The sequence below is a fragment of the Embleya sp. NBC_00896 genome, from assembly GCF_045207785.1.
Lineage (GTDB): Bacteria > Actinomycetota > Actinomycetes > Streptomycetales > Streptomycetaceae > Embleya.
The window spans coordinates 1,586,518-1,609,899 of the sequence record NZ_CP108776.1; the positions used below are offsets into that span (position 1 = coordinate 1,586,518).

General features: G+C 71.7%; 20 protein-coding genes. 12 read left to right on the forward strand and 8 right to left on the reverse strand.

The features are described from left to right. The first annotated feature begins 32 nt into the window (after window positions 1-32). The 7 genes from OG928_RS07180 (at window position 33) to OG928_RS07210 (ending at window position 7,993) form a co-directional block, all read left to right on the forward strand. On the forward strand, window positions 33-581 hold the full coding sequence (locus OG928_RS07180; RefSeq protein WP_406280693.1) for a hypothetical protein: 549 nt from the start codon (window positions 33-35) through the stop codon (window positions 579-581). Continuing rightward, window positions 578-1,981, forward strand: a complete 1,404-nt coding sequence (locus tag OG928_RS07185) for a peptidoglycan-binding protein (protein ID WP_406280695.1) — start codon at window positions 578-580, stop codon at window positions 1,979-1,981. Before OG928_RS07180 ends, OG928_RS07185 begins: the two co-directional genes overlap by 4 nt. Then, complete coding sequence (locus tag OG928_RS07190) at window positions 1,978-2,793, forward strand: ABC transporter ATP-binding protein (protein ID WP_406280697.1); 816 nt, start codon at window positions 1,978-1,980, stop codon at window positions 2,791-2,793. Before OG928_RS07185 ends, OG928_RS07190 begins: the two co-directional genes overlap by 4 nt. Further along, window positions 2,790-4,028 (forward strand): ABC transporter permease, encoded by a 1,239-nt coding sequence (locus tag OG928_RS07195; RefSeq protein WP_406280699.1) that lies wholly within the window; start codon window positions 2,790-2,792, stop codon window positions 4,026-4,028. The genes OG928_RS07190 and OG928_RS07195 overlap by 4 nt, the downstream gene beginning before the upstream one ends. 195 nt (window positions 4,029-4,223) lie before the next feature. After that, window positions 4,224-5,486 (forward strand): MFS transporter, encoded by a 1,263-nt coding sequence (locus OG928_RS07200; protein ID WP_406280701.1) that lies wholly within the window; start codon window positions 4,224-4,226, stop codon window positions 5,484-5,486. A 344-nt stretch (window positions 5,487-5,830) separates the two neighbouring features. Further along, window positions 5,831-6,442, forward strand: coding sequence for an NADPH-dependent FMN reductase (locus OG928_RS07205; protein WP_406280702.1), 612 nt, complete (start codon window positions 5,831-5,833; stop codon window positions 6,440-6,442). A 39-nt stretch (window positions 6,443-6,481) separates the two neighbouring features. Continuing rightward, on the forward strand, window positions 6,482-7,993 hold the full coding sequence (locus OG928_RS07210) for a DHA2 family efflux MFS transporter permease subunit (RefSeq protein WP_406280704.1): 1,512 nt from the start codon (window positions 6,482-6,484) through the stop codon (window positions 7,991-7,993). A gap of 153 nt (window positions 7,994-8,146) precedes the next feature. Here OG928_RS07210 and OG928_RS07215 read toward each other — a convergent pair whose 3' ends face one another. Both OG928_RS07215 and OG928_RS07220 read right to left on the reverse strand, forming a co-directional pair. Next, a complete protein-coding gene (locus OG928_RS07215) occupies window positions 8,147-8,875 on the reverse strand; it encodes an HdeD family acid-resistance protein (RefSeq protein ID WP_406280706.1) in 729 nt (242 codons plus the stop codon). An 84-nt stretch (window positions 8,876-8,959) separates the two neighbouring features. Further along, window positions 8,960-10,777 carry an AMP-binding protein gene (locus OG928_RS07220; RefSeq protein ID WP_406280708.1) on the reverse strand — a complete coding sequence of 606 codons (1,818 nt, stop codon included), beginning with the start codon at window positions 10,775-10,777 and terminating at the stop codon, window positions 8,960-8,962. A 254-nt stretch (window positions 10,778-11,031) separates the two neighbouring features. On the opposite strand from OG928_RS07220, the gene OG928_RS07225 reads away from it, so the two are divergent. Together OG928_RS07225 and OG928_RS07230 are read left to right on the forward strand one after the other, a co-directional pair. Continuing rightward, window positions 11,032-12,255, forward strand: a complete 1,224-nt coding sequence (locus OG928_RS07225; RefSeq protein ID WP_406280710.1) for an acyl-CoA dehydrogenase family protein — start codon at window positions 11,032-11,034, stop codon at window positions 12,253-12,255. Beyond that, complete coding sequence (locus tag OG928_RS07230; RefSeq protein ID WP_406280712.1) at window positions 12,252-13,397, forward strand: acyl-CoA dehydrogenase family protein; 1,146 nt, start codon at window positions 12,252-12,254, stop codon at window positions 13,395-13,397. Before OG928_RS07225 ends, OG928_RS07230 begins: the two co-directional genes overlap by 4 nt. A 167-nt stretch (window positions 13,398-13,564) precedes the next feature. On the opposite strand, the gene OG928_RS07235 is transcribed toward OG928_RS07230, so the two are convergent. The 6 genes from OG928_RS07235 to OG928_RS07260 all read right to left on the reverse strand — a co-directional run bounded on the left by OG928_RS07235 (window position 13,565) and on the right by OG928_RS07260 (window position 19,933). Then, complete coding sequence (locus tag OG928_RS07235; protein ID WP_406280714.1) at window positions 13,565-13,711, reverse strand: hypothetical protein; 147 nt, start codon at window positions 13,709-13,711, stop codon at window positions 13,565-13,567. Window positions 13,712-13,819: 108 nt separating this feature from the next. Next, a complete protein-coding gene (locus OG928_RS07240; RefSeq protein WP_406280716.1) occupies window positions 13,820-14,350 on the reverse strand; it encodes a hypothetical protein in 531 nt (176 codons plus the stop codon). A 58-nt stretch (window positions 14,351-14,408) separates the two neighbouring features. Continuing rightward, a complete protein-coding gene (locus tag OG928_RS07245; RefSeq protein WP_406280718.1) occupies window positions 14,409-15,152 on the reverse strand; it encodes an ABC transporter ATP-binding protein in 744 nt (247 codons plus the stop codon). Next, entirely contained in the window at window positions 15,149-15,910 is a 762-nt protein-coding gene (locus tag OG928_RS07250; protein ID WP_406280720.1) for an ABC transporter ATP-binding protein, read from the reverse strand. Before OG928_RS07250 ends, OG928_RS07245 begins: the two co-directional genes overlap by 4 nt. Next, complete coding sequence (locus OG928_RS07255) at window positions 15,900-18,131, reverse strand: ABC transporter permease subunit (RefSeq protein ID WP_406280721.1); 2,232 nt, start codon at window positions 18,129-18,131, stop codon at window positions 15,900-15,902. Before OG928_RS07255 ends, OG928_RS07250 begins: the two co-directional genes overlap by 11 nt. A gap of 245 nt (window positions 18,132-18,376) precedes the next feature. Next, the gene (locus OG928_RS07260; RefSeq protein ID WP_406280723.1) at window positions 18,377-19,933 is read right to left on the reverse strand and encodes an ABC transporter substrate-binding protein; all 1,557 of its coding nucleotides are present in this window, start codon (window positions 19,931-19,933) and stop codon (window positions 18,377-18,379) included. 518 nt (window positions 19,934-20,451) lie between these two features. On the opposite strand from OG928_RS07260, the gene OG928_RS07265 reads away from it, so the two are divergent. From OG928_RS07265 to OG928_RS07275, 3 genes are all read left to right on the forward strand, one after another. After that, window positions 20,452-21,147, forward strand: a complete 696-nt coding sequence (locus tag OG928_RS07265; RefSeq protein ID WP_406280725.1) for a spermidine synthase — start codon at window positions 20,452-20,454, stop codon at window positions 21,145-21,147. 81 nt (window positions 21,148-21,228) lie between these two features. Further along, window positions 21,229-21,768, forward strand: coding sequence for a nuclear transport factor 2 family protein (locus OG928_RS07270; protein ID WP_406290833.1), 540 nt, complete (start codon window positions 21,229-21,231; stop codon window positions 21,766-21,768). Continuing rightward, entirely contained in the window at window positions 21,765-23,252 is a 1,488-nt protein-coding gene (locus OG928_RS07275) for an MFS transporter (protein ID WP_406280727.1), read from the forward strand. The genes OG928_RS07270 and OG928_RS07275 overlap by 4 nt, the downstream gene beginning before the upstream one ends. Window positions 23,253-23,382: the final 130 nt, after the last annotated feature.

Consider the following 23,382-nt stretch of genomic DNA (forward strand, 5'->3'; position numbering starts at 1 on the left):
GGCACGGGGTCGTCCCGGGGACGGAGGCGATCATGTCGCTCAGGCGGCCGGCACGGCTCATGGCAGTGGTGTACCTGGGACTCGCGGGATCGTTGCTGGTCGGCTGCGGCGGGAACGGCGGCGAGGACGACGGGAACGTGGCGACCGTGGGCAGGAGCGGCTCGCCCACCGCGAACACGCAGGCCGATCAGGGCGGCAACGGCCGCGACCGGGTGTTGCGGTTCGCGGCGTGTCTGCGCGAGCACGGACTCGACGTGCCCGACCCGGAGCCCGGGGTCGACGGCATCGCGCTCGGCGGCGCCACGGACGCCAGGACGACCACCGCGCTCAAGGCGTGCGAACAGTTCAAGCCCACCGGCGGCACCGCCCGCGCCGACGACCGGCCCGACGCCGAGCAGCAGGAGGCGGACCTCAAGCAGGCCCGGTGCCTGCGGGAACAGGGCCTGGACGTACCCGATCCGCAGCCGGGACAGCCGCTCACGGTGCCGCTCGCTCCCGGCGGCGACCGGGCCCGGTTGGACACCGCGGTGGCCAAGTGCGGTGGGGCCGCGGGCGCACCGCAGGGAGCACAGCCCAAGTGACCGAACCGACGCGGTACGACGACGCCTACGACGCGTTCGACGCGGCGGCGTCCGATGACGCGGGCCTCCCGTCGCCGCCCGGCACGCCCGAGGCGGCGGCTCGGCCTCGGCGCGCCCGGCGGGCGGTACTCGGCGGCTTGACCACATGCGCGCTGCTCGGGGTGGGCGGGATCGTGTGGGCGCAGGGTGCCTGGCGGGAGTCCGCAGCGCCGCCCGTGGTGCGGCCGGGTGCGACGGCCGAGGTCACGCGCGGCGACCTCACGGTGTCGGCGAGCCTGGACGGCACGCTGGCGTTCGCCGGCTCGGCGCAGGTGTACGCGCCGGGCCGGACCGCGGACGAACCCCGGGGTGGCTCGGGGGGTTCGGGCGGAACGGGAGGCGGCACCAAGGGCGGTGGCAACGGCAACGGCGGTACCGGCGGCGGCACAAGTGGGGGTACCGGGGGTTCGGGTGACACCGGCGGGACGACACAGGGCACGACGGGAGGCACAGGAGGCAACGGCGGCGACCGACCACCTTCGGGGCCGGGCACGTTGAGCGGTCTCCCCACGGTGGGGCAGGCCGTCAAGCGCGGCGAACCGATGTACCACGTGGACGGCAGGCCGGTACCGCTCTTCTACGGCGACGCTCCGCTCTGGCGCAATCTGGCCGAGGGCGTCGCCAACGGCAAGGATGTCCGGCTGCTCGAACTCAATCTCGCCGCCCTCGGCCACGGCGCGTCGCTCAAGGTCGACGACCGGTTCACCGAGGGCACGACGACCGCGATCAAGCGCTGGCAGAAGGCGTCGGGCGTCCCGCAGACGGGCAGAGTCTCGCCGGCGGACGTATCGGTCCAGCCCGACGCGGTCCGGGTCACCGCCGTCAAGGCGACGCTCGGGGCGCCGGCTCAGGGCGAGATCGCCTCGGTTTCCGGCCAACGCCGGGTCGTGACCGTGAAACTGCCGGTCGACCGACAGACGCTGGTGAAGCAGGGCGTCCCCGTGACGGTGGTACTGCCCGGGGACAAGAGCACGCCGGGCACGGTGGCGCGGATCGGGACGGTGGTCTCGCCCGACGGCGGTGACGGCGGCGGCCCGGGCGGCGGCAAGGGAGGCGGGGGCGGTTCCACCGGCCCCACGCTGCCGGTGGAGATCACCCTCGACCGCCCCGAGGACGTGGGCGCGCTCGACGGCGCGCCGGTCACGGTGCGGGTCGTCAGCGAGACCCGCAAGGACGTGCTGTCCCTGCCGGTGAACGCCCTGCTTGCGTTGGCCGAAGGCGGATACGGGGTCGAGGTCGTCGATCCCTCGGGGTTCCGGCACGTCGTCGCCGTGCGGACCGGACTGTTCGCGAACAATCGCGTGGAGGTCACCGGCGACGGGTTGGCTCCGGGTACGAAAGTGCGGGTGCCGGCCTCATGACCTCGACTCGACCGGCGACGCGGACCGACGCGAGGCGGACCGACGCGAGGCGGACCGACGCGAGGCGGACCGACGCGGACCGCGCGTCCTCCGGGGTACCACCGGTGATCGCGCTGCAAGGGGCGTCAAAGGTGTACCCGGGCGGCGTGGTGGCGCTGCGGGATGCCGATCTGACCATCCATCGGGGCGAGTTGCTCGCGATCGTGGGTCCGTCCGGATCGGGCAAGTCGACGCTCCTGCACCTGATGGGCACACTGGACCGGCCGTCCTCCGGTCGAGTGGAGGTGCTCGGGCACGACGTCGCCCGGCTGTCGGATCGCCGGCTGTCCGCCCTGCGCGCCCGCACCATCGGCTTCGTCTTCCAGCAGTTCTTCCTGTCGCCGCACCAGAGCGCCCTCGACAACGTGGCCACCGGCCTGCTCTATCACGGGGTACCCGCGCGGGCTCGCAGAGCGGCCGCCGCGCGCGCACTGGATCGGGTCGGGCTCAGCCGTCGGACGCTCCACCTGCCGGGCGAGCTCTCCGGCGGGGAACGCCAACGGGTGGCGATCGCCCGGGCGTTGGTCGCGCGGCCAGCGATCGTGTTGGCCGACGAACCGACCGGCGCGCTCGACTCGGTGTCCGGTCGCGGCGTCGTGCGCCTGCTGCGCGAACTCAACGCGGCGGGAACGACGGTGGCGGTCATCACGCACGACCGGGAGCTGGCGGCCGCGCTGCCCCGCCGGGTGGACATCCACGACGGGGTCATCCGCCCGGAAGCCGCCGTCCGCTCGACCTCGCCCGGTGGTCCGGACACGGGAGGCAGACCATGAGGAAGCGCGCGTCCGCCCGGCGTCGCGGGAGCGCACCCGGCGCGGCCCGACTTCCCTCCCCCGCCCGGCTCGCACCGCGGGACGCGCTCGCGGTGGGCCTGGGCGGCCTGCGGGGGCGGCGGTTGCGGGCGGTGCTGTCCGCGCTGGGTATCGCGATCGGCATCGGCGCGATGGTCGCCGTGGTGGGGATCGGGGCGTCCGGTCAGGCCGAGGTGACCGCGCGGATCCGCAGCCTGGGCACCAATCTGCTGACCGCGGGACCGGGACAGACCGTCTTCGGCGAACGAGCCCGATTGCCCGCGGACGCCGACGCCATGGTGGAACGGATCGGCCCGGTGATCTCGGCCAGTGCCACGGGCAAGGTCGACGCGACGGTGCGCCGCACGGACCGGGTGGATCCGAATGCCAACGGCGGCATGGGGGTGCTCGCGGCGCGCGACGATCTGCCGGGCACCGTCGGCTCGACGATGCGGTCCGGTCGCTTCCTGGACCCGGCCGTCGGGGCGTTCCCGACCGTCGTCCTGGGCTCCACCTCGGCGGAGCGGCTCGGGATGGACTCCCCCGGCGGCCGGGTCTGGCTGGGCGAACAGTGGTTCACCGTGGTCGGGATCCTGGCGCCGGTGCCACTGGCCCCGGAGCTCGACGTATCGGCCCTGGTCGGCTGGCAGGCGGCCCGCGCCCACCTGAGCTTCGACGGCGCTCCGACCACCGTCTACACCCGCGCGAGGGACGCCCGGGTCGAGCAGGTGCGCGCCGTACTCGCGGCCACCATCGCGCCGGCGAGCCCGAACGAGGTACGGGTGAGTCGCCCGTCCGACGCGCTGGCGGCGCAGTCGGCCGCGGAGGACACGCTGTCCTCGCTGCTGCTCGGCCTCGGCGCGGTGGCGCTGCTCGTCGGTGGGGTGGGCGTGGCCAACACCATGGTCGTCGCGGTCCTCGAACGGCGCCGGGAGATCGGCTTGCGGCGGGCGCTGGGAGCCCATCGCGGGCAGATTCGCAATCAGTTCCTGATCGAGGCGGTCTGCCTGTCCGGCCTGGGTGGGTTCGCCGGGGTCCTCCTCGGTGCCCTGACCACCTTCGGGTACGCCGGTTCCCGGGGTTGGCCGTGGACGATGCCGCCGGGTGCGCTGGGCGCGGCGGTGTGCGCGGCAGCCGTCGTGGGGGCGATGGCCGGGTGGTATCCGGCGTCGCGGGCCGCGCGGCTGCCCCCGACGGAGGCCCTCGCCTCGGCTTGAGCTCCGCGGCGGTCCCTGATCGGCGGATTCGCGGCGGTGGGCGGGCGGTTGGAGGGCCGCGGTCGCGGGCCTGCCGTCGCGAGCCTGCCGTCGAGGACCTGCGGTTGAGGGCGGAAAGCCGCCAGACGGGGAGGGGTGGCGGTGGTTGTACTGGAACGCGCAAGCGCTCGGAGCAACCACCGTCGAAGGGGAATCGTGCCCACCACCCCAGGATCCGTCGACCGTCCCGTCGGCCCGACTCGATCACCGTCGTCTTCGCCGTCGCCGCCGGCGCAGGCGCAGGCGCAGGCGCAGTCCCGGCCGGAGCAGCGGCAGCACTGGCCTGCCGTCGTCTGCCTGTTCCTGGGGATCTTCGCGATCGTCACGACCGAGATCCTGCCGATCGGGCTGCTGACGCCGATCGGCACCGACTTCGGGGTGTCGGACGGCACCGCGGGCTGGGCGATGACGGTGCCGGGATTCCTCGCCGCGCTCTGCGCGCCGCTGGTCACCGTCGGCGCCGGGCGGGTCGACCGCCGGCTGATGCTGTTCGGGCTGACCGTGCTCCTGGCGGTGGCGAACTTCCTGGCCGCGGTCGCGCCCGCCTTCTGGGTGGTGCTGATCGCGCGTTCGCTGGTCGGGGTCACCATCGGCGGATTCTGGTCGATCGGGGCCGGCCTCGCACCCCGGCTGGTGCGCCGGGAGTCGGTCGGGACGGCGACCGCGGTGATCTTCGCCGCGGTCCCGGCCGGCTCCGTGCTCGGCCTGCCCGCGGGCACCCAGCTCGGGGAACACCTGGGCTGGCGCGCCTCGTTCGTGGTGATGGGAGTGCTCGCACTGGCCGTGTCGGTCGCGCTCCTGGCCCTGCTCCCACCGCTGCCCGCGCTCCGGGCGACCCGGGTGGGCGTGCTGCGCGACCTGCTCCGCAGCACCGACATCCGGCTCGGCCTGGCCGCGACGTCCCTGATCGTGATCGCCCACTTCGGGGCCTACACCTACGTGACCCCGTTCCTGCGCCAGGTCACCCACGTGGACCGGGGCCTGATCGGCATGTACCTGCTGGCCTTCGGCATCGCCGGCATCCTCGGCAATTTCATCGCGGGCGCGGCCCTGACCCGCAGCCTGCGCGGCACGTTCGCGACCGCCGCGTGCCTGATCGCCGGCGCCACGCTGCTGTTCCCGCTCCTGGGCCGCCGGGACGCGGGCGCGATCGGTCTGCTGATCGTCTGGGGACTGGCGTACGGCGCCATCCCGGCCTGCTCGCAGACCTGGTTCGCCCGCGCCGCCCCGCACGCCCCGGAGGCCGCGATGGTCGTGTTCACGGCGTCCTTCCAGGCCACCCTCGCCACCGGGGCCCTCCTGGGCGGCGCCGTCGTGGACGCCGGCTCCACCTCGACCGTCATGCTGTGCGCCGGCGCGATCGCGGTCCCGACCGCGGCGACGGTGTTTCTCCTCGGCGGCCGGATCGATCCCGGCTGACCATCCCCGCGGCCAACTCACCGGTGCCGCAACGCGGTTGGTCGGCGCGAACCCATCCACCGAGGGACGAGGGCGCGCTGTCATGATCGCGGCCATGGACAAGATGAAGTACTGGGGCGCCTATCTGGGCGTGGCCCTGGCCACCGGCCTGCTCGCCCTTCCCCTGGGGCGCGTGCGGCGGACCCCGTAACGCGCGGCGATGCCCCGGCCCGGCCGGCTCTCCGAGGTGTTTCGAGATGGACACGGAAGCGAGCTTGACCTCAAGTCAACTTGAACTTCTAACGTCTTTCCCAACACCCCGGTGAACCTGCCGCCGGGGACACATCGACTCCTCGGGGGATCCCATGAGCACGAACACGAACACGAACACCAACGCCACCGCCACCAAGTTCCGCCTCGCCGTCGTCATCGGCAGCACCCGCGAGGGCCGCTTCGCCCCGGTGGTCGCGAACTGGTTCACCACCAAGGCCGAGCAGCACGGCGACTTCGAGGTCGACGTGGTCGACCTCGCCGAGGAGCAGCTGCCCGCCGTGTGGGCACCGATGGGCACCGAGCCCGCCGCGGTGGTCGGGGCGGTCGGGGCCCGGCTCGCCGCGGCCGACGCCTTCGTCGTGGTCACGCCGGAGTACAACCACAGCTTCCCGGCCGGGCTCAAGAACATGATCGACCTGTTCCGCGACGAGTGGCAGGGCAAGCCCGTCGGCTTCGTCTCCTACGGCGGCATCTCCGGCGGCCTGCGCGCCGTCGAGCAGCTCCGCCTGGTCTTCGCCGAGCAGCACATGGTCACCACCCGGGACGGTCTGGCCTTCCCGATGGCGTGGGAGAAGTTCGGCCCCGACGGTCAGCCGGTCGACGTCGCCGGCGCCGAGGCCGCCGCCAAGGTGATGCTCGACCAGCTGGCCTGGTGGACCGAGGCCACCCACACCATGCGCGCGCTCCGCCCGTACGGCGTCTGAGCCCCGACCCATCTCCCCGCCGAACGCCAGGAGCCCATGATGGCCACCGCGACCGCCACCGCGCCGAGCACTCCCGCCGCCCCCGCCCTCCCTTCCCGCAACGTCGCGATGATCGCCCTCGTGGTGGTCCTCGGATCGATCATGTCGGTGCTCGACGTGACGGTCGTCAACGTCGCGCTCAACCACCTCGCGCAGGACTTCGACGCCCCGCTGGCCACGATCCAATGGGTCGCGACGGGGTACACGCTGGCGCTGGCCACGGTGATCCCGGTGGCCGCGTGGGCGATGGGCCGGTTCGGCACCAAGCGGCTGTACATGTTCTCGATCGGCACCTTCGCGGCCGGCTCCGTACTCGCGGGGCTCGCCTGGTCGGCCGAGTCACTGATCCTGTTCCGGGTGCTGCAGGGGCTCGGTGGCGGCCTGATCATGCCGGTCGGCATGACCATCCTGGCCCGGGCCTCCGACCCCGGCCGGATGGGCCGCACGATGGCCATCATGGGCATCCCGATCCTGATCGGCCCGCTCGCCGGCCCGATCCTGGGCGGCTGGCTCGTGGACGACGTCTCGTGGCGCTGGATCTTCTTCATCAACGTGCCGATCGGCGCCCTCGCGCTCGGCCTGGCCGCCAAGATCTTCCCCCGCGACACCCCGCAGCCGACCAAGCCGCTGGACGTGCTCGGCCTGCTGATGCTCTCCCCCGGCCTCGCGCTGCTGATCTACGGTCTGGCCACCGGCGGCGAGAAGGGCGACTTCGGCTCCGCCGGGACGCTCGTGCCCGCCGTGCTCGGCGCGCTCCTGGTGCTCGGCTTCGTGGTCCGCGCACTGCGGATCGAGGACGCGCTGATCGATCTGCGGCTGTTCCGCAGCCGGCCGTTCGTGGCCGCCGCCGGCACCATGCTGCTGTTCGTCCTCGCCTACTTCGGGTCGATGATGCTGGCCCCGCTGTACTACCAGTTGGTGCGCGGCGAGAGCGCGACCGCGTCCGGACTGCTCGGCGCCCCGCAGGCGTTGGCCACCGCGATCTCGATGCAGATCGCCAGCCGGCTCAGCGACCGGATCGCGCCGGGACGGATCGTCCTGGTCGGCATCGTGGTGGCCGCCGGCGGGTTCCTCGCCTTCACCACGCAGGTCGCCGCGGACACCCCGTACTGGATCCTGATGAGCACCCTGGCGGTGATGGGCGTCGGCGTGGGGATGACGCTCATGCCGACCACCGCGTCCGCGCTGCGCACCATGTCGCACGAGCAGGTCGCGACGGCGGGCACGACCCTGACGATCATTCAGCAGGTGTCGGCCGCGATCGGCGGGGCGCTGGTGTCGGTGCTGCTCGCCGGCGCGATGCGGGACGGCCTGCCGGCCGGGCAAGGGGCGGGTGGGCTGGGCGAGTTGCACGCGCTGTCGCCGCAGACGCTGACCGAGATCGGTCCCGGGCTCGCGGACGCGTTCCAGGGCACCTACGGGTGGGCGGTGGCCTTCATGGCCCTCGCGTTCGTCCCGGCTCTGCTGATGAGCCGGCGCGCACCGTCCGCGGCGGCGGCCGAGACGAAGTAGTCCTGCGGGGCCGCGAACATCGGGTGGGCCGGTTGTCCTCAGGCGCCGGACGGGCTGGATTCAGGCCGGCCTGCGGCCGATTCGTCCTCAAACGCCGGACGGGCTGTTCATGAAACGCCGGACGGGCCATTCATGGCCCGTCCGGCGTTTTCGCTACTTCTCGTCGTCCCGCTTCTTCGTCATCGCGTCCGGGCCCTTGAAGGTGGAGCCCTCGCGCGGGGGCTCTTCGTCGGCCTGCCATTCCGCCGCGTCGTGCGGGCGTTCGGCCGCTTCCGGGACCTCCGCCTCGCGCACCATGCCGACGATCCGACGCCCCGTCAGCCCGAGGCTGACCAGACTCAGGCCGTCGAACAAGAGGGCGAGGGAGATGAACATGCCGATCGCGTACCGGCTGCTGCTCGGCCATTCGGCCAGCACCAGCAGTCCCAGGACCAGGTCGATCACACCGACCACGATGGTCCAGATCATCTTGGCCGACATGCTCGCGACCCCGCCGACGATCCGGAACAGGCCCGCGCCGAGCAGCAGCAGCGCCACGAACAACGTGAGCGCCGCCGCCGCGACCTCGGGTCGGCGCAACAGCACCACACCGGCCGCGATGTTGAGCGCGGAGACCGCGACCACCAGCCAGAACGCGTTCTCCTTGCGGGCCTGGATCGCCTGGACGAGCCCGACCACACCGCCGATCAGCAACAGCCAGCCGAAGAGCAGCATGGTCGTGAGCGTCGCGATGCCCGTATAGACCAGGCCCACGATGCCGCAGACCATGAGGACCGTGCCGAGTGCGACGAGCAGACCGAACCCGAATCCCTTACCGCTGCGCCGGTGCCGGCCCGCGCCGGACGCACCGATCGTGTCCGGGCCGCCTTTCGTGCTGTCCATGGGTGTCGCTCCTCGGATCCGCCCACGCCCGCAAAACCGCGTGCGCAGTACGCCTTCCCGCTGGAAAGCGACATATCCGCACGATCAACGTCGGGTACCCGGGGGCAGCGAGGGCGGCAGCGCCGAACGCACCGGCGACAGCGCCGGACGCGCCGCGGGCACCGGCGTGGCCACGGGCACGCTCCGAACGGCCGACACCGGACGGTCCGTCAGGCCCAAGAAGTGCCGACGCAGCCGGTACTTCTCCACCCGCCCGTTCGGCGTACGCGGCATCCGCGCGACGATCCGCACGAACGTCGGGCGCATGTAGGCCGGCAGCGACTGCGCGCACCACGCGCGTAGCTCGTCGGGGTCGAGCGGGTGCCCCGGCTCGGGCTCGGCGTACAGGACCACCTCGTCCTCCTCGCCCCGTTCGGCGGGCACGCCGAAGACCGCGCCGACGGCGATGTCGGGATGCTGGTTGACGAGGTCCTCGATGTGGTACGCCGACACGTTCTCGCCGCGGATCCGGATCCGGTCCACGACCCGGTCGACGAAGTGGAGCAGGCCGTCCTCCTCGTCGAACACCGCCGCGTCGCCGGTGTGGAACCACAGGTTGCGGGTGGCCTCCGCGATGCTCAGCGGGTCGTCCACGTACTCCTGCACGAGCAGCCCCGGCAGGTGCGGCCGGACCGCGAGGTGCCCGACGACGCCGCGCGGGCACGGCCGGTCGTGCTCGTCCAGGACCGCCACCCGGGCGAACGGCAGCGCCGCGCCCAGGCAGCCCTTGCGCACGATCCGGGCACCGTCCACGACCGGCACGCCGAGCCGGGTGCACGCCGCCTTGACGTCCTTGGGCCCGAGCCCGCGCCGCAACGGCGGCGGGGTGCCCTCGTCGGCGCCGAGCCCGGTCAGCACCGCGGCGATCGGCAGCCCGGTCTCCACCTGCCCGTAGCCGGCCACCACCGTGTCGATCCCGAACCGCCGCGCGAACGCGTGGTGGGTCGGCGGGAGCGGCTGCATGAGCACCTTGTTCAGCGGGTTGTTCCGCTCGCCGCGCCCCTCGGGCACGCTCGCCAGCCACCCGACCATCGCCTCGGTCAGGACCGCGCTGCTGGCCCCCGCGCCCACCACCCGGCGCCAGAACTCGACCGGGTGGAACCGGTCCCACAACGACACGCTCGCGCCCGCCCACGCCGCCCGGGCCAGCCCCGCGAACGCGCCCTGGACCGAGTGCAGCGGCAGGTCCACGTGCACCACGTCGTCGGGCGTGGTCAGCCGGCGCAGCAGCAGCGTGTACGACGCGAGCCACCGGTGCGGCAGCACGGCGGCCTTGGGCCGCCCCGTCACCCCGGCCGTGTGCACGATCATCCCGACCTCGCCCGGGTCGATCCGAACCGCCGGCGGCACCGCGCGGGCCAGGAAGTCGGCGTACGGAATCTCCGGGAAACCGTGCGGCGGCCGCGGCCCCACCGCGTCGTGCACGGTGACCCGCGGCGGACGGGTCAGGTGCGGGCGGACCGCCTCCAGGGCCTGCACCCGGTCCCGCTCGGTGACCACGAGCACGGGCTGGGTCGCCTCGAGCTGATCCAGGAGCAGATCGCCGAACCCCTCGGGGTCCAGCGGGCAGAACACCGCGCCGGCCTTCCAGATGCCGAACATCCACAACGCGGCGGCGTACGCGCTGCGACAGTGCACGCCCACCCGATCGCCGCGCCGGACCCCGGCCCGCTCCAAATTGCCGGCGATCGTGTCGGTCGCGCGCTTGGCCTCGGCGTAGCTGAGGTCCAGGCCGTGTTCTCCGTAGTGGATGAAGACCCGCATCGGGGCGCGCACCGACCACGCGTCCAGCGCTTCGGTGACCGACTCCCCGTCCGCGGCGAGCTCGGCGGCGAGACCCGCCTCGAGTTCTTCGGCGGTCATTGCTGGACTGCACCCCCTGCGACGCCCGGATACCCGGCGGGTCCCGGCTGAAGTCCCGGCGTGTACTCGATCTCACACGGGAGCACGAACATATCGCCTGAGCGCACCGCTTGGGGGGTCCCCGAGCGGGCTTCCTACCGGTGAGTTCAGCGCCTAGCATCCAGGTGGCCCGGTTGTCGACGGTGTGTCGGGTATCGATGAACAGGGCGTCATGACGGAGGACGGAGACACCTCTTGTGGCAGATCGGGGCGGCGTGACGGATCCGAACAAGGTGACGAATACGGGCGAGGTCGACGCGGAGGACATTCGCCGACGGGTGCGCGAGCTGGTCGCGGCCCACGATCCGACGACGATGCAGTCGATCGAGTTCCTGGGCCATCGGTTCGACGCGGGGCTGGCCTGGGTGCACTTCCCGGCCGGGTGCGGCGGACTGGGCGCCTCGCGGGCGCTCCAACAGCTCGTCGAGAGCGAGTTGGTCGCGGCGGGCGCGAAGGCCGCCAGCGGGTACCGCAATCCGATCGGGTTGGGGATGGGCGCGCCGACGATCGCCGCGCACGGCAGCGCGGACCTCAAGGCCCGGTTGCTGCGTCCGCTGTGGACCGGCGAGGAGATCTGGTGCCAGCTGTTCAGCGAGCCGGGCGCGGGCTCCGACCTGGCCGGGCTGGCCACCCGCGCGGTGCGCGACGGTGACGGCGACTGGATCGTCACCGGACAGAAGGTGTGGACCTCGCTCGCGCACAAGTCGCGCTGGGCGATGCTGCTCACCCGGACCGATCCGGACCTGCCCAAGCACCAGGGGCTGACCTACTTCTTCCTGGACATGACGTCGCCGGGGGTCGAGGTGCGCCCGCTGCGCCAGGCCACCGGGCAGGCCGAGTTCAACGAGGTGTTCCTGACCGACGTGCGGATCCCGGACGCGAACCGGGCCGGGGACGTGGGCCAGGGCTGGGCGGTGTCGAACACGACGCTGATGAACGAGCGGGTGGCGATCGGCGGCGCGGCGTCCGCGCGCGAGGCGGACGCGATCGGCGCGGTCGCGCGGGTCTGGCGGGACCGGCCGGAGCTGCGCACCCCCGGCCTGCACGACCGGCTGTTGCGGGCCTGGGTGGAGTGCGAGGTCGCGCGCCTGGGCAACGAGCGGATCCGGCAGCAGCTCGCGGCCGGCGCGCCGGGCCCCGAGGGCTCGGCGGCCAAGATCGCGTACGCGCGCCTGAACCAGGACGTCACCCGGTTGTGGCTGGAGCTCACCGGCGAGGACGGGCTCGGCTACGACGACTGGACGATGCGCCGCAGCGAGTTGGGCCAGGCCGCGCTGGGCGCGCGCGCCGCGGGCTACTACTACCTGCGGGCCAAGGGCAATTCGATCGAGGGCGGCACGTCCGAGGTGCTGCGCAACGTGATCGCGGACCGGGTGCTCGACCTGCCGCGAGAACCGCGTACCGACACCAAGGTGCCGTGGAAGGAGATGCCCCGGTGAGCGAGCCCCGTATTCCGTCGCTGCTGTACGGCGAGATCGAGGAGGAGCTGCGCGCGACGCTGCGCGAGCTGTTGCGGGATCGATGCGCGTGGCACGACGTGCTCGCGCGGATCGACACGGACGAGGCGTACGACGACGGCCTGTGGAAGGCGGTCGCGGCCGAGTTGGGGCTGGCCGGGCTGCTGATCCCGGAGGAGTTCGGCGGGGCGGGGGCCGGGCCGCGCGAGGCGGCGGTGGCCCTGGAGGAGCTGGGCCGCGCGGTCGCGCCGGTGCCGTTCCTGGCCAGCGCGGTGCTCGCGACGTCGGCGCTGTTGGCGTCGCCGGCCTCCGCCGCGCGCGACGCGGCGCTGCGCGCGCTCGCCGACGGGACCCGGACCGGCACCCTGGCGGTGACCGCGACGACCTGGCCGGGCGCGGCCTTCCCGCTGTCGGTGACCGGCACGTTCGACCCGGACGGGCTGGTGCTGACCGGTGCGGTGACCGGGGTGTTGGCCGCGGATCGGGCCGATCTGCTGGTCGTTCCGGTGGTCGTGGACGGCGCGCCGCATCTGGCCTTGGTCGCGGGCGACGCGGCGAACCTGATCCGGCGCGGGCTGACCTCGCTCGACGCGACGCGCCCGGTGGGCGAGTTGACGCTGGATCAGGTCCGGGCCGACGTGCTGGCCGGGCCGGAGACGGCCGAGGCCGCGCTCGGGGCGGCGCTGCGGCACGGCGCGGCGCTGCTGGCGTCGGAGCAGTTGGGCGTGGCCCAGCAGGCGTTGGACGAGGCGGTGTCCTACCTGAAGGTGCGGCACCAGTTCGGGCGGCCGATCGGCTCGTTCCAGGCGCTGCGCCATCGCGCGGCCGACCTGTGGTCGGACATCGCCGCGGCCCGGGCGGCGGCGCGCTACGCGGCGGCGTGTCTGGCCGAGGACTCGCCGGACGTCGCGGTGGCCACGGCGCTCGCGCAGGCGTACTGCGGCGAGGTCGCGGTGCGCACCGCCGAGGAGTGCGTACAGCTGCACGGCGGCATCGGGTTCACCTGGGAGCACCCGGCCCACCTGTACCTCAAGCGGGCGATGGCGTCGGCGCTGCTGCTGGGCACGGCGGACCGGCACCGGAGCACGCTGTCGGCCCTGGTGGACCTGCCGCCCGCGATCTGACGGGGTGCGCACATGCGGCCGGCCGGTCCCGATCGGGACCGGCCGGCCGCATGTGCGCTTTCACTGTTCGGTGTCACGTGTTCGGTGTCGCTCGCCGCGCGGCCGGGAACGGCTCCCGACCCCGTGCGTTCCCGCTCACGCTGCCGGTCACGGCACCGGTCACGGCACTAGCTGCGCAGCATCAGGATGATCATGACCACCGCGACCGTCATGAGCACGGCCCACACCGCCGTGACGAGACGAAGGCGCTTTCCGTCCCGGGGGGCGGGGGGATCGGCCGGACCGGGGTCCGCCGTGTGCGGGTTGTCGCTCATGACCTGATTGCCCCTCAAGGGTGCTGCGCGCGGCGGCCGTCCCTTTCAGGATGCCACCGCGCGCCGCCCGATGAGGAGGGTTTCGCACCGGCCTCTCACCGGCCTGTCTCAGTGCCCCGCCGGAATGGAGGGGAGCACCGCGGTCGCGTCCTCGCCGTACGCCGCGGCCGCCGGGGCGGCCTGCGGTCCCTGCTGGGCGGCGATCAGACGCGCCAGCCAGAACCGCATGAACGTGGACAACGAGTAGCGGATGAAGAGGGCGAAGCCCAGCAACGAGACCGGGATCGCCGCCAGGCCCAGGGTGATCGCGTCGTTCTGGGTCAGGATCAGCGTCGTGTTGTGGGACATGAAGTAGGCACCGACGCCCATCACGATCCCCAGACCCATGAGACCGACGCCCAGCCACATCAGCTGGGTGTCGAGCATGGTCTTGGGCGCGCGCAGCTTGAGGCTGCCGACGTCGGCGGTGAACTGCCGGGTTCGGTCCTGTGTGCTCGCCGCCGGGGGCGCCGCGTGACGCGGTGCGAACGCCGGTGGTGGTCCGGCGCTCGGCACCCCCTGCGGAACCGTCGGCGGCTCGCCGGCGGGGTTGCCCGCGGGTGCGGGGTGCCCGTCGGCGTTCACGCTGTTCATACTCATTAAGTGGTCACCTCGTGGGTCGCCGTGAGGTTGATGCATACCCGACGGCCATGTCCGATCAGCCGCCCAGGTAGGCGCTGTGCAGGTCGCCGGCGATCTCGTCCGGGGTGCCGACCTGAAGGATCCGGCCACCGCTCATGACCGCGGCGAGGTCGGCGACGGCGAGTGCCGTGCGCGCGAACTGCTCGACCAGGAGCACGGTGACACCGGTCTCGGCGATCTTCCCGACCACGTCGTACAACTGGTCGACGACGAGGGGCGCGAGGCCCATCGACAGCTCGTCCAGCAGGATGATGGCCGGGTTGGTGGCGATCGCCCGGGCGACGGCCAGCATCTGCTGCTCGCCGCCCGACATCGTGCCCGCGGCCTGGGTCCGGCGTTCCTTGAGGCGAGGGAAGATCGGGAAGACCTTCTCCTCGATCTCCTTGCGGGAGATTCCTCGGTAGGTCGCCATCCACAGGTTCTCGGACACGGTGAGATTGGGGAAGACCCCTCGGCCTTCCGGGATGCTGCACAGGCCGATCCGCGCGAGGTCCACGGGAGCGGCCCCGGTGACGCACCGTCCGGCGAGGTAAATGTCCCCGCCGGTGGGCTGGTGCAGCCCGGTGATCACCTTGAGCATCGTGGTCTTGCCGGCGCCGTTGGGGCCGAGAACCGCCATCACCTTGCCGGTGGGGACCGCGAGGTCCACCTTGTGCAGCACCTCGACCTGCTCGTACGCGGCGCTGATGCCGCGCAGTTCGAGCAGCGGCGGGGTACCCGGCTCCTCGGTCGGCCGCGTGTCGGCCACGTTCAGGGTCATACGGTCTCCTGCAGGACTTCGTCGGCCGCCGCGGCGTCGGCGGTACCGAGGTACGCGGCCTGTACGGCCGCGTTGGTGCGGATCTCGTCGCACGTACCGTTGGCGATTTTTTTGCCGAAGTCAAGCACGTGCAGTTCGTCGCAGGTGTTCATCACGAGGTCCATGTCGTGCTCGACCAGCAGCACCGCGACCCCGTCGTTGGCGATCTCGCGCAGCAGCTGCCCGAAGCCGCGGGTCTCCTCGTCGTCCTGGCCCGAGGCGGGCTCGTCCAGGAGCAGGATCTTGGGCCGGCACGCCAGCGACCGGGCCAACTCGACCAACCGGCCTTGACCGGTGGGGAGTTGGTCGGCCCGGATGTGCGCGATGTGGGTCAGGTTGAGCCGGTGCAGGAGCCGGGCGGAGGTGTCCTGCGGGGTCTCCCTGGTGCCGCGGTTGAGCCGGCGGTACTGCGCGGCCGCGACCTGGATGTTCTCCCGTACGGTCAGCGACCCGAAGAGCTCCAGGCGCTGGAACGTCCGGGCCATCCCCAGCCGGGCCCGACGGTAGGGCGCGAGCTTGCTGACGTCGCGGCCGTCCATCCTGACCCGGCCCGACGACGGCGGCTGGAGTCCGGTGATCACGTTGAAGATCGTGGTCTTGCCGGCGCCGTTGGGGCCGATCAGACCGGTGACCTTGCCCTCGTGGGCCCAGATGTTGACGTTGTTCAGGGCGGTGTGGCCGCCGAAGCGGACCGTGACGCCCTCGACCTCAAGCCCCATGACGCGCTCCAGGCAGGGTGGTTGACGGTGTCTCGGCCATCGCGACGGTCGTTTGCAGCGACGGCATCGCGATCAGCTTGTCGAGCGCCTCGATGTCGGCCGGCTTGAACCGGCCGCCGTTCAGGCCCAGGCCCTCGGGCTGCTCGGACAGGCCCTCCGGCAGCTCCTGCACGGTCCGCGGCGCCTTGAGCATGACCTCGATCTTCAGCGCCGCCGGAATGCCGATCACGGCCAGCAGGATGCCGAGCACGAACGTCCAGTTCTCGATCACGTCGGTGAATCGCAGGACGACCAGGGCGATTTGCGCGACCGCGCTGCCGACCAGGACGGCCGGTCGCTTGAGCGCGGGTTCCCATTCGGGGCGAATCTTCGCGGCGATGAAGCCGTTCGGGTTCTTGCCCAGCGCGATCCCGTTGAGGCCGATCAGGATCGTGGTGAGCTGGGTGTAGTCGGGGAAGAGGTTGGTCATCAGCGGCGTGCCCAGGAAGATGCCCGCGAACAGCGCGGCCCCCGGGGACGTGAGCCCGGCGATCACCATCAGCATCAGGACCGAAAGGCCCGCGGTGAAGTCGAAGTTGGCCGGCGACAGGGTGCCCAGCGCGCCGCCGAGGATGCCGCCGCCGACTCCCGCCATCGCGGCGGAGAGGCCGAACACGGTGAGCGTGGTCAGCTTGTGGTTCATGCCGATCGTCGCGCACGCCGCCGGGCTGTCCTTCATCGCCAGCAGCCTGCGGCCGAACTCGCCGCGCCGAATCCACACCACGACCAGCGACGACAGCGCGAAGAAGACCGCGCCGAAGATGAAGTACGCCTTGTCGGAGGAGATGTCGATGCCGGGCCAGTCGAAGCGCTCGAAGTTGAGCGTGCCGCTGTTGAACAGGTCGATCCTGGTGTCGCCCCAGGTGAACGCGGGCAGTCCGAAGATCCAGCGGTCCAGCAGCACCGCGAAGGCCGCGGTGGCCAGCGCGAGATAGATGCCGGACAGGCGCAGCGCGGGCAGCGCCACCAGCACGCCGATGGCGGCGCAGATGAGCGCGGCCCACAGCAGTCCGAGCGGGTTGCCGCCGGAGCCCAGGTGCGACACGCAGATCGCGCCGATGCCGGCGAACCCGAGTTGGGCCAGCGACATCTTCCCGGCGTAGCCCACCAGCGGGATCACCGAGAGGCCGATGATCGCGAAGCCCCACATCTTGGTGCTGGAGAACAGGTCGGCGGCGCCGAGGGTGTTGGCGGCGACCACGGCGCCCGCGATCACCAGGCCGGCGAAGACGAGCGAGCCGGTCCAGGTCGGCCGGTGCGAGATCTCCCGGGTGCGGGAGGAGGCGTGGCCGCGCAACCGGGAGGTGGGCAGCAGCAGGATCGCCACGAACAGCACCACTACCGGCATCGAGTCGGTGAGGCCGCCGAGGTAGGGGCCCGCGGTGGGGAACCTGGTCTCGCTGAGGTAGCCCTTGCCGTACTCGGTGACCAGGCCGATGATCATCGCGCCGACGAACGTCCACGGCAGGCTGTTGAGCCGGCCGATCACGGCTGCGGCGTAGGCGTTGACGATCAGCAGGGTCAGCGGCAGCGCGGCGAACGAGAGCTTGGGCGCGATCAGGATGCCCGCCACCGCGGCGAGCATCGTGCCGGTCGCCCATGCCAGCATGCCGGGCACCTCGGGGCGCGATCCGTTGAGCACCGCGAGGTTGCGGTCGTCGACGGTCGCGCGCATCGCCACGCCCGCGCGGGTCGAGCGCAGCAGGATCCACAGGCCGACCGCGACGAACAGCGCGACGGCCAGGGTGATCAGGTCGTGGTAGGAGACGGTGGTGCCGCCCATGTCGACGGACTCGCCGGGGAAGAAGCTCACCACGTTGCGCGGGGTCTGCGGATCCCAGATCCACATGACCGAGGCGAGCAGGCTCAGCAGCACCGCGACGGTGACCATCAGGCGGGTCGTCTCGGACGTGCCCTCCAGTCGCCGCATGATCGCGAAGTGCAGGAGGATCCCGAAAGCGGGAGCGAGGATGCCCAACACCACGACGATGGACAGCCAGACCGGCCAGCCCCAGTCGAAGTGCAACTGCCAATACGTGAACGCGGCGAGCGCGCCCGTCACACCGTGGGCGAAGTTGAAGATGCCCGTGGTGGTGTAGGTCAGGGTCAGGCCGCCGGCGGTGATGGCATAGATGCCGCCGGTGACCAGGCCGCTGATGGTGAGGATGATGAACTCGTGCACGCGCCCTCCGTTCGGGCCGGGCCGTGTCGCGGGGCGATCGGTCTCGGAGACTGGTGCGGCACGGCTCCTGACAGGTCGTCAGGGCCGCTGGGGCGCCCTCCCGCCCTGTGCGGGACGGAAGGGCGACCGATGGTGTGTCGCGTGGTCGGGCCGGGTCGTGCGGCCGACGGTTCAGCGGTGGTGCGCGCGGTGCCGGGTGCGGTACCGCGTGTGGTGCTCGGGTGGGGCGATCGGTCGGGTCGTACTCAGGTCACGTCCTCCGGCGGCGCGGCCGGCGGCGGTTCCCCTCCGCCCGGCGGCTCCGTCGACGGCGGTGCGCTCGTGGGGGTGTTGCCCGCCGGCGGCGGGGTGCCCGGCGGCTCGCTGCTCGGCGAAGTGGAGGGCGCGGGCGGTGCCCCCGGCGCGACGGCGACCACGTTGGCCGGGTCGCAGTTGAAGAACTCGTTCTTGTTCGGCTTGGTCATCGCGGCGTCGTACTCGAAGCCCTTGGCGGTCGGCTTGACCATCGTGAAGCAGTCCGACGCGCGGACGTCCTTGGTCTCGACGATCGGTCCCGGGGCGAACAGGCCGCCCGCGTCCCAGTTCGCGCGCTTGCCCTTGGCCAGCACGCACTCGGTGGTGACCTCGGAGCCGCAGTCCTTGACCGCGCTCGCCCACAGCAGCCAGGAGTTGATCCCCGACATGTGGAAGAACTCCAGGTCCTTGCCGGGATCGGCGAGGTGCAGGATCTCCAGCGCCTTCTGCACGGCGGGGTTCTTGTCGCCGAGCGACTGCGGGACGAACGTCGGGTAGATGTAGGTGTCGGGGATCTTCGAGTTCTTGGCGGCGGCGAGCGTGTACCGGTTGTACGCCGAGGCATCGCTCACGATGACCTTGGGGTGCCAGTTCATCGCGTCCATCTCGCGGAACATCGCCGCCGAGTCGACCGCGAGCCAGGTCGTGATCAGCATCTCGACCCCGGATTGCTTCATCTTCTCCAGCGTCGGGCGCCACGGGGGCGCGATGACCTGGACGTCCTCCTTGTAGACGACCGTGCCGCCGGCGGCCTCGACGCCCGCCTTGTAGCGGACCATCGAGGGCCGCAGCGAGGCCATGTTCTGGCCGAGCAGGCCGACCTTGGCCTTGACGTCGGGGTGCGCCGCGAAGACCGCCTTGTACGCGCCCACGACCGTGGTCGAGACCGGCAGGCCGACCGCGAGGTCCTGGAGCTCCGACTTGGCCGACTCCTCGCCGACCACGTAGGCCGGGAAGCCGCCGAGCTTGCAGCCGACGCGCGCCTTGACCCCGTCGTTGTCGAACGGGTTGCCGCCGCCGACGACCATGAAGTCGCTCTGGCAGGCCGCGGTCATGACCGTGCCGACGTTGGTGAGCGCGGCGTCGCGCTTGGTCAGCTTGATCTTGCGACCGTTGATGCCGCCGAGGCCGTTGCACCACTTGGTGAAGCCTTCGGCCATCTCGAAGAACTCTTTGCCGAGACCCGGTTGCGCGGGCGCGCCCGGGTCGCCGGTCACGGTCACCGAGATCTCGGTGTCGGTGACGCCGCGGTCCGCCTTCTTGGTGAGCGGCTTGCCGTCGCCCTTGCCACAGACGTCCTTGAGGGTGCCGAAGTCGGCGGGGCCGCCCGATCCGACCGGGGCCTTGGGCGAGGTGCCCCCCGAGTTGCCGCCCGTCGCCCCGGGGCCCTTGGCCACCGCGTCGTCACCCGAGCGGCTACATCCGACCGCCATAAGGAGCGGCACGACCAGCAAGCCGGCCGCCGCTCGTCGGCGCGTCCCACGCCGCCCGGCGGAAGTTGATGCCATCAGCCCTCCCGACACTTCGTTTCCACGGGCCGGGCAGAGGTGCCCGGTGCGCGCTCACGTACTACTGCTGCCTACTACTGCGTACGACTGCCTACCACTGCGTACTGCTGCGTGCTGCTGCCTGGTTCTCGTCGTGTTCCGGTTGTTCTCGTCTGTTTCTCGTCGTGTGCTTGCCCCACCCCGGGCTCCGCCTGCGAGGCGTCCCTGCGACTGGATCTGACATGCCATCAGTCAATGGGCCATGAAGCAATGGCCGGGACCTTAACGGGGTGTCCTACAGGGTGCAAGAGTCACCGAAGTGGAGAAAACCGCTGGCCGGAAGGCCGGCGACAGTGCTGAGGTGGGCGAGGCGTGCCACTGGACACGTGTCACCGTTTGGACCGTCAGGATCGGAAATCCTCGGCTTCGTGATGGCACTGTTATCCGGTGCGTCATCCGCTGCCCACGGCACCCGGGCGGTCGAGAAGGCGACACGACGACACCCGTTCTCCATAAAGCGACAAGGAGTCAGTGAACCGATGTACACGATCGATCCGACCACCGACGCACGCGAGATCGAACGCGTCCCGGCGGCGGACGGCGAACTCGTCCTCCGACGTGCGGGCGAGCACTACGAGATCATCAGCAACGGCTGCTTCCTGATGGATACGCGTGCGGGCGAATCGGAGCGACTGCTCGTGCGCAGCGCGCTCGACGCGCTCGGTGACGTGCCCGCGCTGCGGATCCTGGTCGGCGGCCTGGGCGTCGGCTTCACCCTGCGCGAGGCGCTGACCGAACCGCGCGTCGCGCACGTGACGGTGATCGAACGCGAACCGCACGTCGTCGCGTGGGGCCGCGGGCCACTCGCGCCGTTCTCCGGGCACGCGTTGACCGACCCGCGCGTGAGCGTGGTCACAGCCGATCTGGTCGCGTGGGTGCGCTCCCCCGTCACCGGCCCGGACGCCGCCCCCGAACGGTTCCACGCGCTGTGTCTGGACATCGACAACGGTCCGGAGTGGACGGTGACCGACGGCAACGCGTCGCTGTACGACGACGCCGGGCTCGACGCGCTGCGCGCCCGACTGCTGCCGGGGGGCGTGCTGACATTCTGGAGCGCGAGCGCGAGCCCGGCCTTCGCGGACCGGTTGCGGAGCCGATTCGCGCAGGTGACGGTGCATCGGGTCGCGGTCCCCAGAGGGGAACCCGACGTCGTGTTCGTTGCGAGGGAGATGTAACTGACACGACGTCAGACAAACTTGCGTGTGTCATCCAACTGCTGCCAGCATGCGAAGACGGCAGCAGGTGAAAGGGTGGACATGCACGACGACGAGGCGGACTCGCCCTTTCGACACCATCCGGGTGAACCCGGTGGGCTCCGTGACCTCCGTGAATTCCAGGAGTCGCGGGCCTTCCGAGAGCTTCGCGATCGCAGCGAACTGCGCGATGTGGTGCAGACCTACGCGCACGGCGCGGATCGTCGCAAGCCCGACCTCGTCGCCTCGATGTTCACGCCCGAGGGTCGTCTGGTGATCCACCGCGACCCCGGGTCCACCGAACCGCCCGCCGTGCGGACCGGCCGGGAGGAGATCGCCAAGGCCCTCGCGAGCCTCGAACGCTACCTCGCCACCACGCATCTGATCGCCAATCAGCTCGTCGCGTTCGAGCCGGGCGGCGATCGCGCGAACGCCGAGACGTACTGCACCGCGCACCACATCTACGAGTCCTGCGGGGTGCGCCGCGACCGGGTCATGTCGATCCGCTACCTCGACACGTTCGCGCGTACCGACGAGGGTTGGCGCATCGAGACCCGCACCCTGCACTGTGACTGGGTCCAGGACCGGCCGCTGACGGCATGAGCACCGGCACGAACGGGGCCGCGCGCGAGGAGACCAGGCGCCACGGCCCGACGATGATCCTGGTCGCGCTGTCCTTCTCCGCGACCACGATGGCGGTCATGCAGACCGTGGTCTCGCCGATCCTGCCGCAGTTGCAGAACCGGCTCGGCGTCTCCAGCTCGGCGATCGCGTGGGTGCTCACCGGCAACCTGCTCGCGTCCGCCGTGGCCACCCCGCTGCTCGGTCGGCTCGGTGATCTGCGTGGTCGCAAGCGCTTCCTCCTGTACGCGCTCGCGGCCGTCGCGGTCGGCTCGATCCTCGCCGCGTGCACGACGTCGTACGTGATGCTGATCGCGGGCCGGGTGCTCCAGGGCATGGGCGGCGGGGTGGTCCCGCTGGCGCTGAGCGTGGTGCGCGACGAGTTCCCGAAGGAGCGTTCGGCGGGCAGCATCGCCACGATCGGCGCGACGATCAGCGTGGGCGCCACGTTCGGCTCGGTGATGACCGGCCTGATCGCCGACCGCTGGGACTACCACCTGCTGTTCTGGCTCTCGGCCCTGGTCGCGCTGCTGTCGATGTTGATGGTGTGGCGGGTCGTGCCCGACACCGCCGAGCGGCGGCAGGGCCGGGTCGACCTCGTGGGCGCGGTGACGCTGTCCGGATGGCTGGCGTCGCTGCTCGCGGCGGTGAGCATGGGCAGCCGGTCCGGGTGGGGCGACCCGCTCGTGGTCGGCGGACTCGTGCTGGCGGTGCTGATGTTCGGGGCCTGGATCGGCTGGGCGCTGCACCACCCCGAACCGCTGGTCGACCTGCGGGTGATGGCCCGCCGGCCGGTGCTGCTCGCGAACCTGTCCGGGGTGTTCACGGGCATGGCGATGTACGGCTCCTCGCTGCTGTTCCCGCCGTTCATCCAGGCGCCGTCGGCACTGGGGTACGGCTTCGGCAAGTCGGTCCTGATCGCGGGTCTGATCATGCTGCCCGGCACGATCGGCAACCTCGCCGCGGCCCCGGTCGCGGCTCGGATGACCAACCGGTACGGGCCCAAACCCGCACTCGTGCTCGGCCCGTTGCTCAGTGGTGCCGCCTTCGGGCTGCTGCTGCCGCTGCACGGGCACTGGTGGGCCTTCTCGATGGTCGGCGTGCTGTTCGGCTTCGGCCTGGGGCTGGCGTTCTCGGCGATGCCCGCGCTGATCAACGACAACGTGCCGGCGGACATGACGGGCGTGGCCAACGGCATGAACGCGGTGCTGCGCACGGTGGGCGGGGCGACCGGCACGGCCGTCCTGGGCGCGATCCTGAGCGCGAACCTGGTGGACGCGGGCACCGCGCGCGCGGCCGGCGTCGCGCAGGCGCCCGAACTCGCGGGCTACCTGTTCTGCTTCGGCATGCTGGGCGTCGGCTGCCTGCTCGCGGGGCTGCTCGCGTGGTCGATCCCGGCCGCACGCAAGGCCGGCAAGACCGTACAGGTGGTTCCGGAACCGCACCGTGTGGAGGCGGCCCGGTAGGGAAGACTGCCCGTGCGTTCGGCGCTTGTGACAAGGCGGTGGCGATTCTGCGTCGTGGGTCCTCAAACGCCGGACGGGCTATTTATAGCCCGGCCGGCGCTTGAGGCCACCTTTTAGCCCGGCCGGCGCT

Excerpts from the sequence above, each read along its gene's own strand:
- OG928_RS07260 (WP_406280723.1), bottom strand. The coding sequence starts at position 19,933 with ATGGCATCAACTTCCGCCGGGCGGCGTGGGACGCGCCGACGAGCGGCG.
- OG928_RS07240 (WP_406280716.1), bottom strand. The coding sequence starts at position 14,350 with ATGAGTATGAACAGCGTGAACGCCGACGGGCACCCCGCACCCGCGGGC.
- OG928_RS07180 (WP_406280693.1), top strand. The coding sequence starts at position 33 with ATGTCGCTCAGGCGGCCGGCACGGCTCATGGCAGTGGTGTACCTGGGA.
- OG928_RS07210 (WP_406280704.1), top strand. The coding sequence starts at position 6,482 with ATGGCCACCGCGACCGCCACCGCGCCGAGCACTCCCGCCGCCCCCGCC.
- OG928_RS07265 (WP_406280725.1), top strand. The coding sequence starts at position 20,452 with ATGTACACGATCGATCCGACCACCGACGCACGCGAGATCGAACGCGTC.
- OG928_RS07275 (WP_406280727.1), top strand. The coding sequence starts at position 21,765 with ATGAGCACCGGCACGAACGGGGCCGCGCGCGAGGAGACCAGGCGCCAC.
- OG928_RS07250 (WP_406280720.1), bottom strand. The coding sequence starts at position 15,910 with ATGGGGCTTGAGGTCGAGGGCGTCACGGTCCGCTTCGGCGGCCACACC.
- OG928_RS07235 (WP_406280714.1), bottom strand. The coding sequence starts at position 13,711 with ATGAGCGACAACCCGCACACGGCGGACCCCGGTCCGGCCGATCCCCCC.
- OG928_RS07215 (WP_406280706.1), bottom strand. The coding sequence starts at position 8,875 with ATGGACAGCACGAAAGGCGGCCCGGACACGATCGGTGCGTCCGGCGCG.
- OG928_RS07195 (WP_406280699.1), top strand. The coding sequence starts at position 2,790 with ATGAGGAAGCGCGCGTCCGCCCGGCGTCGCGGGAGCGCACCCGGCGCG.
- OG928_RS07245 (WP_406280718.1), bottom strand. The coding sequence starts at position 15,152 with ATGACCCTGAACGTGGCCGACACGCGGCCGACCGAGGAGCCGGGTACC.
- OG928_RS07205 (WP_406280702.1), top strand. The coding sequence starts at position 5,831 with ATGAGCACGAACACGAACACGAACACCAACGCCACCGCCACCAAGTTC.
- OG928_RS07190 (WP_406280697.1), top strand. The coding sequence starts at position 1,978 with ATGACCTCGACTCGACCGGCGACGCGGACCGACGCGAGGCGGACCGAC.
- OG928_RS07270 (WP_406290833.1), top strand. The coding sequence starts at position 21,229 with ATGCACGACGACGAGGCGGACTCGCCCTTTCGACACCATCCGGGTGAA.
- OG928_RS07220 (WP_406280708.1), bottom strand. The coding sequence starts at position 10,777 with ATGACCGCCGAAGAACTCGAGGCGGGTCTCGCCGCCGAGCTCGCCGCG.